General features: G+C 41.9%; 10 protein-coding genes. 2 read left to right on the top strand and 8 right to left on the bottom strand.

Annotated elements, in window-relative coordinates; all coding sequences use genetic code 11:
• Nucleotides 1-231: 231 nt before the first annotated feature.
• The 5 genes from EWV84_RS19995 to EWV84_RS19975 all read right to left on the bottom strand — a co-directional run bounded on the left by EWV84_RS19995 (nt 232) and on the right by EWV84_RS19975 (nt 7,503).
• Nucleotides 232-1,128: an AEC family transporter gene (locus EWV84_RS19995; RefSeq protein ID WP_286825282.1), complete on the bottom strand. Its 897-nt coding sequence runs from the start codon at nt 1,126-1,128 to the stop codon at nt 232-234.
• Nucleotides 1,129-1,177: 49 nt separating this feature from the next.
• Nucleotides 1,178-1,753, bottom strand: coding sequence for a Uma2 family endonuclease (locus tag EWV84_RS19990; protein ID WP_286825283.1), 576 nt, complete (start codon nt 1,751-1,753; stop codon nt 1,178-1,180).
• A gap of 251 nt (nt 1,754-2,004) precedes the next feature.
• A complete protein-coding gene (locus EWV84_RS19985; RefSeq protein ID WP_287079612.1) occupies nt 2,005-3,696 on the bottom strand; it encodes a hypothetical protein in 1,692 nt (563 codons plus the stop codon).
• A gap of 201 nt (nt 3,697-3,897) precedes the next feature.
• Nucleotides 3,898-4,764, bottom strand: coding sequence for a formylglycine-generating enzyme family protein (locus tag EWV84_RS19980; RefSeq protein ID WP_287079610.1), 867 nt, complete (start codon nt 4,762-4,764; stop codon nt 3,898-3,900).
• A 309-nt stretch (nt 4,765-5,073) separates the two neighbouring features.
• On the bottom strand, nt 5,074-7,503 hold the full coding sequence (locus EWV84_RS19975) for a dynamin family protein (RefSeq protein ID WP_287079608.1): 2,430 nt from the start codon (nt 7,501-7,503) through the stop codon (nt 5,074-5,076).
• A gap of 221 nt (nt 7,504-7,724) precedes the next feature.
• Between EWV84_RS19975 and EWV84_RS19970 the strand changes: the two genes are divergently transcribed.
• Entirely contained in the window at nt 7,725-9,365 is a 1,641-nt protein-coding gene (locus EWV84_RS19970) for a DUF655 domain-containing protein (protein ID WP_287079606.1), read from the top strand.
• Nucleotides 9,366-9,647: 282 nt separating this feature from the next.
• On the opposite strand, the gene EWV84_RS19965 is transcribed toward EWV84_RS19970, so the two are convergent.
• The 3 genes from EWV84_RS19965 to EWV84_RS19955 all read right to left on the bottom strand — a co-directional run bounded on the left by EWV84_RS19965 (nt 9,648) and on the right by EWV84_RS19955 (nt 11,153).
• Nucleotides 9,648-9,959, bottom strand: coding sequence for an MgPME-cyclase complex family protein (locus EWV84_RS19965; protein WP_002797828.1), 312 nt, complete (start codon nt 9,957-9,959; stop codon nt 9,648-9,650).
• 67 nt (nt 9,960-10,026) lie between these two features.
• Nucleotides 10,027-10,749 carry a pyridoxine 5'-phosphate synthase gene (locus EWV84_RS19960; RefSeq protein ID WP_287079605.1) on the bottom strand — a complete coding sequence of 241 codons (723 nt, stop codon included), beginning with the start codon at nt 10,747-10,749 and terminating at the stop codon, nt 10,027-10,029.
• A 59-nt stretch (nt 10,750-10,808) separates the two neighbouring features.
• The gene (locus tag EWV84_RS19955; RefSeq protein WP_287079604.1) at nt 10,809-11,153 is read right to left on the bottom strand and encodes a YbaB/EbfC family nucleoid-associated protein; all 345 of its coding nucleotides are present in this window, start codon (nt 11,151-11,153) and stop codon (nt 10,809-10,811) included.
• Between the two features lie 246 nt (nt 11,154-11,399).
• Between EWV84_RS19955 and EWV84_RS19950 the strand changes: the two genes are divergently transcribed.
• The coding region (locus EWV84_RS19950; protein WP_287079603.1) for an RNA-guided endonuclease InsQ/TnpB family protein at nt 11,400-11,728 on the top strand (329 nt) is incomplete at its 3' end.

The raw sequence follows: 11,728 nt of genomic DNA, 5'->3' as shown, positions 1-11,728 counted from the left end.
AGATGGGGAGATGGGGAGATGGGGAGATGGGGAGATGGGGAGATGGGGAGATGGGGAGATGGGGAGATGGGGAGATGGGGAGATGGGGAGATGGGGAGATGGGGAGATGGGGAGCTTTTTTCAGTGAACTGATGACTGATAACTGATAACTGATAACTGATAACTGATAACTGATAACTGACGACTGGCTCCCCAAAACGAAAACTTCGTACCTCACCATTAAGATAACTGCTATAAATAGACTTTTAATAACCAAAGAAAGAAAGGAATAGTCAGAAAACTAGCAAGGGTAGTGACCACAACTGTGCGGGCCATCAAAGCGGCCGAACCACCGAATTCTGTGACTAAAATGACGGTATTAACGGCAGTGGGCATGGCACTTTGTAGGATGAGAATTTTTAGATCCATACCGGTTAATCCTAAACTATTGCCGATCGCAAATGCCAAAAGAGGAGCGACTAAAAGACGCAAACAGGCCGCTAATAATTCTAATTTACCGATCGCTAATTTTTGCTGAGATAATTGGATACCTAAGATAATTAAAGCCAAAGGAATTGCCGCTTGTCCTAGATAGCTAATACTTTTATCTAATTGCAGGGGAAGATGAAAAGAGAAAGTTTGAAAGCTAATGCCGATAAAAATTGACCAGACTAAGGGCAATTGAAAAACTAAGCGAAATCCGGAAAGAAAGCTTTTTCCTCGCAAATAAGCGGGACTAATACCAAATAAAAGAATACTAGAACCAATCATATAGATTATCGCTCTTTCCAGTCCAGCCGCACCCAGGGCAAAACTAGCCACAGGTAAACCCATATTACCGTTATTGGGCATCACAGCGGCAGCCATGAGGCTTTTGCGGGTATCAACATCGAGACTAAGACAAGAGGCGATAATTTCGACGACAATCGCCATTACCAGTGAAATAAGAGCAAAACCTAGGAGAATTAAACCGATATTGCTGCCGGATAAAGTGGTGCGATAGAGTCCATCAATGACCAAAGCGGGAGCAAGAATATACACCGTGATTTGGGAAAGGGAATGCACTTCAACAGTGAGAATTTTTCCTGCTATCACACCGATGAGGATGATAAAACCCACTGGAATAATAGCGGAGAGGATGACAAGCATTAATCAGGTAAAAAGTAAATAGTAAACAGAAAAAAACTGATCTGATTTTTTAACAGATTTCTGTTATATCTTCGTATAAAGATTTGATCGCACAGTGAAAATCGATACTAGCTAGATAAATATCTGCTCCTTTGCTGTAGGGATAAAGAACCCAAAATCCTTCATCATTGAGACGAAAACAATCTACACTGATGCGTTCTTGACTGATAAGAACGTATTCTTCTAAAGTTTCAAGGGAACGATAGTCGGCAAATTTATCGCCCCGGTCAAAGGCAGCAGTAGTGGGGGATAATACTTCTACAATCAAGCGCGGATAACGGATAAAATCTTCCGAGAAAGACCGATTATCTCGCGAGTCGCAAGTGACCACAAGATCGGGATAAAAATAACTATTAGCTATTTCTAGACGAACTTTCATATCTGTGGCATAGACAAGACAACCACTACCCCGCAGCCGGTTTTTTAAAAGTGTGGCTAAGTTGATAATAATCATACCGTGGGCTTTACTTGCACCAGCCATGGCGTAGGTTTGACCGCGAATGTATTCGTGTTTATCCTTGGCCATTCTCTCCGTTGCTAAATAATCTTCCGGGGAAAGATAGTTATGGTCAAAGTTAGCAATCATTTGGTTAAATCACCTTTATTGTCTCTAAAATCAATTCTAGCTCTCGATCGAGGATCGGTACATTTTCAAAATTTGTCTGACAAACATCTCTAAATTGGGTGCATCTCAATTTTGGAGAAATATCTATATAACATTTTGGGCGCACGCAGTTCGATAAACTCACTGACCACGATACGCCCCTACCATTGGCACAATAATATTATTGTAGGGGCGAGATCGGCGTTCAAGAAGTCAGAAGTCAGGAGTAACAATTAGTGGGTTGAAATCACTTTGCGATCGATCAATAGACTTTTCCAGCCGATCACCAGAAAGAGAATCAGAGGGATCGTCGTTATCCATAACCCGGATGAATTACCGATGATATCCCTCGCGAATACTAGGGCGTATTTCCCTTTTAAATCGGCATTACCGTCCCAAACCACCGATCCCTCCGTACCGAGAAAGAGTAGGTGAATCCACCGGGATAAGAAAAATTCTAGGACGACCGTCAGAAAAGCCCCTTGTTTAACCCTTGCTGGTAACGTGGCCAGATATTCGACCGCAAAGAAGAATAAAAGAACTACGAGCGGTGTCATACTCTCCCCGACTACCCCACGTCGATGGTATCCGGGTTGTAAAAAGCAGCCTCCCCAAAATCCGATCGCGAATACCGAGACTAGAAAAGAAGGAGGAAAGAGAGGATGAGAGCGAACCTTTCCCGAAACCCGTTGCCAGAAACCGACCACCAAAACCGCGAGGAGGGTGAGAGTTAAGGCACCGGAGAAAATACCGTAATAGAGTCTAAACCAAGAATTCCACAGTTGATAGCGTAACACATGATATTCTCCCCCCGATCCCGGCCCGTGAACGATCCGCTTGGTGACCGCTTCGATAAGTTCTAGCGGGAAAATGGTTGCAATACTGTTATTGATTGCGTCGATAATTCTGCCGAAAGCCGTCGCAGTTCCTGTAGTTCTTGCCGCCGTAGAAAATAGAGAAGCGAGACCGAATTGAGAGATTCCCCATAAATACCAAGGTAAACAAATAGCGATCGCCACGATGAGGGCAAAACCAGTTTGACGGGCCACTAGGGGCAGATTATGACGATTGACCCAGAGATTATCGATGATCAGAGCGATGACGTAGAGAATCGCCGAAGGATGACTGAGAAGAGCCAATCCCCAACCTAAACCACAAGCGAGTCCCGATACAGAATATAATCTCGATCGGCAGTTATGGCGGATGTCGAGATAAAAATAAAAACTGACCAAAATATAAACCGTGGCGAGGATTTTCGGCCAGGGATAGCTAATCATATTACTAAAATAAGGACTGAAGGCGACAAGAGAAAAAGCCAACGGAATTAAGGACGGGCGGAGGAACAGAGGAATCAGAGTCACCAGAGCGATTCCGGGTAAAATACTCAGGATTTGATAAATGCTAAAACTCTCTTCAAATAGACCTAGGTAATAACTAGAAAATAGGTTAAATAATGGCGTGCGAGATGTGACATTATAAATCTCAAAATAAACGGTATCTAATTTTTGTGTTCCTAGATAAATTCGTGCGATGTCGTAGTGCATCCACCAGTCGCCATAGTAACCTGCCCCACTGTAGAGTAAAACAAACAATTGCATTCCTAGCAGAGCGAGCCACAAGAGTAGCGGTAAATAAATCCATTGATAATGTCCTCTCTGTTCCTCGCGCTTTGGCTTTCGGAGGAGTAGAGCGAAAAAGAGCAGGAATAAACCGAGCGTTGCGACGACGAGAAAAGTTTTTCCAGAAAATCCGAGGAGAAAGTTCAGGAAAGCGAGTGCCGACTGTAAGGCGATTCCCCAGGCACCAGCTAGAGCTAGACAGCGATCAATCGACCACTGCGAGAGTGATCGTAGACCTAAATAGCCAAGGGAGAAGGTTAAGAACAGGGATAGAATGCTAATCAGAAGTAGATAGGCAAAACTCATTGGAATAATCACCGGGTATAAGGAGTCTAGAAAAAATAACCTTAATGTTTTTCCGTTCTGGGTGCTAAGCGCGGGTACGGATTACAGACGACTAAGCGCGATACAATCGGCTGGATAAGCGCTGGTTTTAATGGTTTGGGGATTAATATGGGTTTGCGCGGCGCGATAGCCGTGATTTTGCCTGGTTTCGATGATCGGTTTTCAGATTGAAGGAGAATTATCGCTAACGACACGAAAACCGATATCATAGAGTCCAGCAGTAGCGAGAAATTTGACTCGGTAGGCCGAGCGACATTTGTTGGGGCCGTCATTCCAGGAACCCCCGCGTAAAACTCGTCTGTCCCTATCTTCTATTGTGGCCGCTTCGTAGTTATCGCGCCAGTAATCTGCACACCATTCCCGGACATTTCCGTGTAGATCGTAGAGTCCGAAAGGGTTAGCGACGGCAAACATTCCTACCGGTGTGGTTTCTCGGCGATCGCAGCCTAGGGAACCTTCCCCATAACGACCATAACTGCACACTTTCCCCCCATAATCCCAGTCCACCCCGGAATAGTTGGCTAAATCAGTGGAAATTGTCGGGCCAAAGTGAAAAGGGGTTGATGTTCCTCCCCGACAAGCGTATTCCCATTCTTTTTCTGCGGGTAAACGATAATTGAGTCCGGTGAGACGGGATAGGCGATCGCAAAATTCCCCCGCTTCCCACCAGTTAATTTGTTCTACGGGGCGATCATAGCCTTCAAAATGGGCCGGATAGGGATTAAGTTCAATATTTACCGGTTCTAATTTTGCCACCTCGCGCCATTGTCGTTGGGTAATTGGGTAGCGACTCAGACAAAAAGCTTTAACATTAACCAGAGATTGGGGACTTTGACTCAATTTCCAGCCTAACTCGCTTTTAGGCGCACCGATGAGGTATTGACCGCTAGGGATAGAAATCATTTCTAAAAAGGTTTTTTTGCTTAAAAAATATTTATAACCTCGATTAGTGACTTTTTCCCGTTTAATTTCCTCACCTTTGCCATTAACAGTGACCACTTCATCGGTAAAATCTAACCATTCTCCCATTCTGCACCCCTCTATCGGTTATCGGTTGATCGGGTTAAGCTGCGAGCCTAGAAAAATCTCGAAACCTACCAGTTTAAGGATAACAAGACTTCGATCGCTTATCCCCCGATGAGTTTTAATTTTAATTAATTTTTTGCTTTGACACCAAATCGGTTTTTAAGTACCTAAGCAAAATTAATTACACATATCTAACCCCCCCTTGCCTCTTGCCTTTTGCATGAGGGCCTTTCTTCACTGGGAAATTTATTTTGCACGACTACTTAATAGATGGATTGTTTCCTCTTGCTTCCCACTTCCCGCTCCCCCATATTAATAATTGCTGGAGTGATTAACAACTTCAGGGACAATCTCTAATTCTTGTTCACCAATTACAGGTAAATGATTTTTCTGTAAACCCATAGCAGTTAAACAAGTATTGAGAGAGTTTATCGCTTGGTTATAATCCTCAATTTTTTGGTGAATTTCTTCCTGTTTGCGGGCATTATTAGCAATTTTTTCCGCCGCTTCCTGTTCTAAAGTTTGTTCTAGATAAGAACGAGCTTGATTGAACTGTTGTAGAATAGTATCCGCTTGTTTTTTTGCCATTGGTATCAATTGATTTTTCAGAGTATTATTAACAGTTTGGCGGAAGTTTTTATGAATTGTTGCTGATACTTTTGGCTCAAAATCTAACTTAAGTAATTGACGGATAGCAGGTTCGGCAGCAAGAATACTTTCACAGTCATAACCTTGGGCAGTTTGTTGCACAGTTTGCCGAAATTGAAAGATCGAAAAAGTGCCTTCGTTGTAAAAATTATGATTTTCTCGTACATAGCGATCACACTCGGTCTTTGCTTCGGAAATCAAGGCATTAATTAACTGCAATTCTAGCTGTTTTAGCTGAATTTCTAGGTGGCCATCATTGCCTAATAATCGGTAAATTTGTCGATAATAATCACCTTGTCTTACCGCATCTAAAAGACGCTGACAAAAGCGACTAATTAAACTGTTTGACTCCTCAATTAACACATCTTCTAGCTGGTTAGATAGATAATAAAAAGCTTCCACTAATACTGCTAATAAAGGTGCTGTAGCATTGCGAGGATGGGTTAAAGTCGCTTGCGAGTAAGCATTTTTAACAGAAAAAGTATTTAATAACTCATCCAATCTTGATACCATTCTCGCTTTCAGTTTCTTAAAGTCTTCCTCAAAGTTTTCATCGCTATTAACCACGACAGTATTGACATAACCATCGATATGTTTAGTTAATTTCTCTCCCACTTCCTTTAACTCTTGATTGAGGTGATTTAACTCCAGAGCTTTCATCGCCTCAATTTCTCGTGGTTGACTTTCTAACTCACTATAAATCCCTTGATAATGATTTTTGAGAGTGATGCAGAGAGATTGTAAATCATCGGCTAAATTAGCAAACAATTGCGGACGCTTTTCCTCCGTGAGATAACGAGTAATTGCCGTGCGAAATTCTTCGATACCGCTATCAGCAATTAACTGCTCTAGTAAAGGGGTTCCCCACTCGCTTAAAACTCGGAAGTAATTTTTATTAGGAGTTTCATAACCGTGGATGGAAACTTTAAAGGGAGTTGCCAGTAATTTACCGGAGTTGGCACAATAGTTATTAAACTCGCTGACAAATTGCGGTGTTTCTTCTTCTCCTCCTAAATTTTTAACACTTTCGGCAAAGATAGAATCTAAACCATAACGCTGATTAATATTGGTTTGATTTTTCACCTGATACCCATAAAACCCTAAAAGTCCGCTGGTTTTGTAGAGGCGGGAAGTATCACGAAATTGCCTTTGAATCAGGTTTTCTAAACGCTGTTTTAGTTGGGCTGCGTACCAGGTTTCATCGATGCGGTTAAAAACATAAAAAACTCGATCACGAATACCAGCATTAGAGCGAATTTTTTCGAGTAATTCCGTTTCTTCTGTGGCTAATTCTCCCGCAGAAGCAGCCTTTAAAACACAAACCACTGCCGAAGTATCAGGATGCTCTATTTTACGATAGGCTAAGGCGGCATCTTTTTTGACTGGGGCATCAATACCGGGCAAATCTACCAAAACGTTACCATCTTTAAGGAGAGGATGATGACAGTAATATTCTAGACGTTTTAAGACGGCGCTATTGCTACCACGACGGGCAAAACTTGCCGCTTCTGCTAAATTAGAAAAGTGAAATTGTTCCATGGAATAGGTGGCATTATGCAGCGTATGGATCCGCTCACGATTTTGAGTAAATCCTTCAATTAATAATTTTAAACCCTGAGCTTGTTTAGCTCGCTCGGATTTGCCTTCTCCTCCTTCCTGTTCGATAATTTTTTGACAGTATTGGTTTAACTGACTACAGTATTCGGGGGAATTAATGTTACTAGGATTGGTTAATTGCAGATTTTGACAAACGGTATCGACTAAAGTACGAATTTCTACTTCGCTGAGAAAGGTTAAAACCACTCTTTCCTCATCAGCTTCTGCGTACTCAATATAACATTCTGTACCTGTTGCGTGTCCTTCGGCACTATACAGCAATTCTCGCTCTAAAAGTGCATTGATTAACATTGATTTCCCGGCACTAAAAGCACCGGCAAAAACGATTTCAAATTTGGGAGAAATGGCTTTTTGTAGGGCAATTTCTATCTTGCTGGTATCCTGTTGATTGCGGAGAGAGGATTCGCCTTTGAATAGTTCAATTATACTGTTAACATTACCAGCCAGATTACTGCATTGGGGTAAAAGTTCAGTCATGGTAAAACCCAAATCTAGAAGAACAGTGCTATTGTTCCCCAGATTATAACAAAATTCCCTAACTAGATGTCACATCTTTGGTCAGCGATTTAAGCAATCAAGGACAAAGTCATCGTCTTCAATCTAGAATCAGGATTGATTATAATCAATTTAGTACATACCGATTTCCGAGAACCTTCTTAGCTAAAAATTCCTTCCTGAATCCTAGAATAATGATAATTATGTGGACAAAAATGGCAATAGATAAATTGAGATTAAAAAAAATTCGGACTATGGGACAGTTAGGATTTTTGTTAGGAACAGTTTTTCTTTTGGGTGGCTGTCATTCTCTGAATGTTATCCAAAATCGTCCCCAACCCTTGCCCCAAGATCAATATATTCAAGTCTATTTTAATTATAATCAAGCCCAGGGTTCAAATTATACCGATCCCTATCGCCAAATTAATCGCCCAGGGGATAATTTAGAACAGGTTATTATTGATAATATCAACTCGGCAAAAAGTTCGATCGATCTAGCGGTGCAAGAGTTACGTTTACCCGCCATCGCTCAAGCTTTAGTTGCTCGTCAGCAACAGGGAATTAAAGTTAGGGTTATTCTCGAAAATATTTACAATCAACCTATTAATAGTTTAGCCAAAAACCAAGAACAATTAAGCGATCGAGAACAGGAACGTTATCAAAACCTTTTTGACTTAGTTGATCTAAATCGAGATGGTAAATTAAGTACAGAAGAAATCGCCCAAAGAGATGCAATTACTATCCTCAAAAAAGCTGGTATTCCCCTAATTGATGATAGGGCAGATCGCTCAAAAGGTAGTGGTTTAATGCACCATAAATTCATGGTTATTGATCATCACACTACTTTAATTAGTTCAGCTAACTATACCTTAAGTGATATTCATGGAGACTTTTCTAATCCCGAAACTATCGGTAATGCTAATCACTTATTAGTGATTAATAATCCCCAACTAGCTAGAGTTTTTCAAAAAGAATTTAATCTGATGTGGGGAAGGGAAGATCGGCCTAAATTTGGGTCAGATAAACCCCAGAGAAAACCGCAAAAAATTACTATCGGTAATAGTAGTCTGACGGTGAAATTTTCCCCCGATTCTATCACTTATCCCTGGGCAATTACTAGCAATGGTCTGATCGGTGAAACTTTAAATAAAGCTGAAAAATCCGTGAATTTAGCCCTGTTTGTCCTGACGGAACAGCCTCTAGCTAATATTCTCGCCCAACGACATCAAAAAGGGATAGAAATTAAAGCTTTAATTGATCCTAGTTTTGCCTTCCGATACTATAGCGAAGGATTAGATTTATTAGGAGTTGCTCTCAGTAATAAATGTCGTTATGAACCAGATAATCAGCCTTGGCAAAACCCAATTAATACCCTAGGAGTTCCCGCTCTAGCGGCGGGAGATAAATTACACCATAAATTCGGTTTAATCGATGATAAAATTGTGATTACTGGTTCTCATAATTGGTCAGCAGCTGCTAACCACCAAAACGATGAAGCTTTAGTTATTATCGATAATCCCACCGTTGCCGCTCATTTTGATCGAGAATTTCAATATCTTTACCGTACCGCTAAATTAGGACTGCCGGAAACTATTAAAAATCGGATCGAACAGGATAGAAAAAACTGCCCCCAATCTGTAACAATTAAAAGCGATCGCTTAATTAATTTAAACACCGCCACGCGAGAAGAACTAGATAGTTTACCCGGTATCAGTGGCAAATTAGCCGAAAAAATTATCGCAGCCCGGCAACAAAAACCCTTTACTTCCCTAGAAGATTTGGATCGAGTATCGGGAATCGGTCAGGGAAAAATTAGCAAGCTCCAAGGCAAAGTCAGCTGGTGAGCATTGCTTCGTCTGCATTTTCTTCCACAGACAAAAACTAGCAATTTTCCCTCCACAGGGACTATTTTAGGGTATGCTGAAAAAGTTTTTCGGTGGTGGCAGGGTGTGGGGTGTGGGGTGTGGGGTGTGGGGTTTTACTCATTTTCAGGTGGTCAATTACCTAATTTTCAGGAAAAAAGTACCTGAATTTTCCCCCCGATCACTCCAATGGTCGGCACTTTTTGAGGGAAAAAAAGTCTAAAAGCGTTATCCAACAAGGTTTTTAGATTTACTCAGCAAGCCCTATTTTAACGGTTCGGGAATACTATCGGAAGGAGCTTCAAACTGTCCGGTAATAACGTATTCTAGACGCAATTTTAGCCAAGTAATAAACTGTTGATTGAGAGAAACAATCGCCGCTGCCGGTTGGGGAGTTTTCTTTTTGATATCGGCAAAAGCGGGAGTATCTAAAAAAGCTGGATTGGCAATTAACCAAAAATCAATTTCTTGACCTTTTTCTTGATAATTCCTGATTCTTTCCTTCAAAACTTCCTTTTCGATCGCTTCTTCTTCTAAAAACTTTTGACTGGCTACCAAATAATAATAAGTTGTCATCATCTTTCCTTTAATTTTTCAGTGTAATTGTTCGTTAGTCGGGAGATTAGCTGATAGCTGATGGCTTTTACAATTGTCCACGCATAGCCAATTTCATTTCCCTAACAGCCCGTTCCAACCCGACCAAAACCGCACGACTGATAATTGTGTGACCAATGTTCAATTCTTCCATATTGGGCAAACAGGCGACGGCATAAACATTCCAATAGGTCAAACCGTGACCAGCATTCACCCGCAAACCCAGAGAGGAAGCATATTCACAACCTTCTTTAAGAATTGTTAATTGTGCTTGACGATCGCTCTCCTGTTGTGCTTCGGCGTATTGACCGGTATGGAGTTCAATAAATTTCGCCCCCGTATTAGCGGCCGCTTGAATTTGGGCAAAATCGGCATCAATAAACCAACTAACGGGGATATTAGCCGATTGCAGGCGCTCTACAACCCGACAAAAACGGTCAAAATTGCCCAGCATATCGATCCCCCCTTCCGTGGTCACTTCCTGGCGCTTTTCGGGGACAAGGGTGACATAATCGGGTTTAATATCGAGAGCAATGGCGATCATTTCCTCCGTCGGGGCCATTTCCAGATTCAGATGAGTCCGCACCGTTTGCCGGAGGAGCCGCACATCGCGATTTTGGATATGACGACGATCCTCGCGCAAGTGAACGGTAATGCCATCAGCACCACCGATTTCGGCCAAAACTGCCGCCGCCACGGGATCCGGTTCCACGGTCTGACGCGCTTGGCGAATTGTGGCCACATGGTCGATATTGACACCCAAAGTCAGCAAAGTTGAACCTCCTTGTTTGTTAGTCCAACTTTACATCTTACCATTGCGGTCAAAAGCGATTACATACTGGAGATATTTAAACCCATGGTCAGTTCTTCCATTTTGCTGCGCATGGTTTCCGTGGAGGCATCATAGGCGGCTTTCATCGCTTCTAGAATAGACCCAGCCACAATCTCCAGATCTTGGGAGAGGAGAGAAGGGTCGATTTCAATACCCCGGGGTTCTTGGTTGCCACTGAGATAGACTGTCACCAAGCCATTTGCACTTTCGCCTGGAATTTCCATAGTTTCCAGTTCTTCTTGCAGAACTTTAGCCCCTTGTTGCACCTGTTGCGCTTTTTGGAAAGCGTCTTGTAGTTCTTTAATCTTACCGAGACCGAATCCGAATCCTTGTCCTTGTGCCATGATGTTTTTTTTGTTTAAGGGGTCACTCAAGGTTTTTATTGTACTGCTTAAGGTGGACCGGGGTCAACTTTTGTCCATTTGAGGGCAAAAAGTGATTATTGACAACGATGACTTTCTGACTGGGTTAAGGTTTGAGGGAACTTGTTCTCTCTTCATCGAAAATTTGGGTCTGAAACCCCGTCGTTCTACGACGGCTTTACCGTTAAATATTAGCACATTTACGGAATATATGCTAAAATGCTCCCCATGGAAAAAGCCTACTCGTTTCGATTTTACCCCACACCAGAACAAGAGTCGCTATTGCGGCGCACTTTGGGCTGTGTAAGATTAGTTTACAATAAAGCTCTCCATCTCAGAACAAAAGCATGGTACGAAAAGCAAGAAAGAGTAGGATATACTGAAACCTCTTCAATGCTAACCGATTGGAAAAAACAAGAAGAATTAGAATTTCTCAATGAAGTAAGCTGTGTACCTTTACAACAAGGGTTAAGACATTTACAAACAGCTTTTACCAATTTCTTTGCTGGTCGTACTAAGTATCCTAACTTTAAGAAAAAACATCAAGGAGGAAGTGC

This window comes from Microcystis sp. M_QC_C_20170808_M3Col (genome assembly GCF_007095505.1).
GTDB lineage: Bacteria > Cyanobacteriota > Cyanobacteriia > Cyanobacteriales > Microcystaceae > Microcystis.
This window is presented reverse-complemented; position numbering and strand designations above follow the sequence as displayed.

Coding starts and splice junctions, on each gene's coding strand:
- EWV84_RS19990 (WP_286825283.1), bottom strand. CDS start 1,753: ATGATTGCTAACTTTGACCATAACTATCTTTCCCCGGAAGATTATTTA.
- EWV84_RS19965 (WP_002797828.1), bottom strand. CDS start 9,959: ATGACAACTTATTATTATTTGGTAGCCAGTCAAAAGTTTTTAGAAGAA.
- EWV84_RS19980 (WP_287079610.1), bottom strand. CDS start 4,764: ATGGGAGAATGGTTAGATTTTACCGATGAAGTGGTCACTGTTAATGGC.
- EWV84_RS19955 (WP_287079604.1), bottom strand. CDS start 11,153: ATGGCACAAGGACAAGGATTCGGATTCGGTCTCGGTAAGATTAAAGAA.
- EWV84_RS19970 (WP_287079606.1), top strand. CDS start 7,725: ATGTGGACAAAAATGGCAATAGATAAATTGAGATTAAAAAAAATTCGG.
- EWV84_RS19995 (WP_286825282.1), bottom strand. CDS start 1,128: ATGCTTGTCATCCTCTCCGCTATTATTCCAGTGGGTTTTATCATCCTC.
- EWV84_RS19985 (WP_287079612.1), bottom strand. CDS start 3,696: ATGAGTTTTGCCTATCTACTTCTGATTAGCATTCTATCCCTGTTCTTA.
- EWV84_RS19975 (WP_287079608.1), bottom strand. CDS start 7,503: ATGACTGAACTTTTACCCCAATGCAGTAATCTGGCTGGTAATGTTAAC.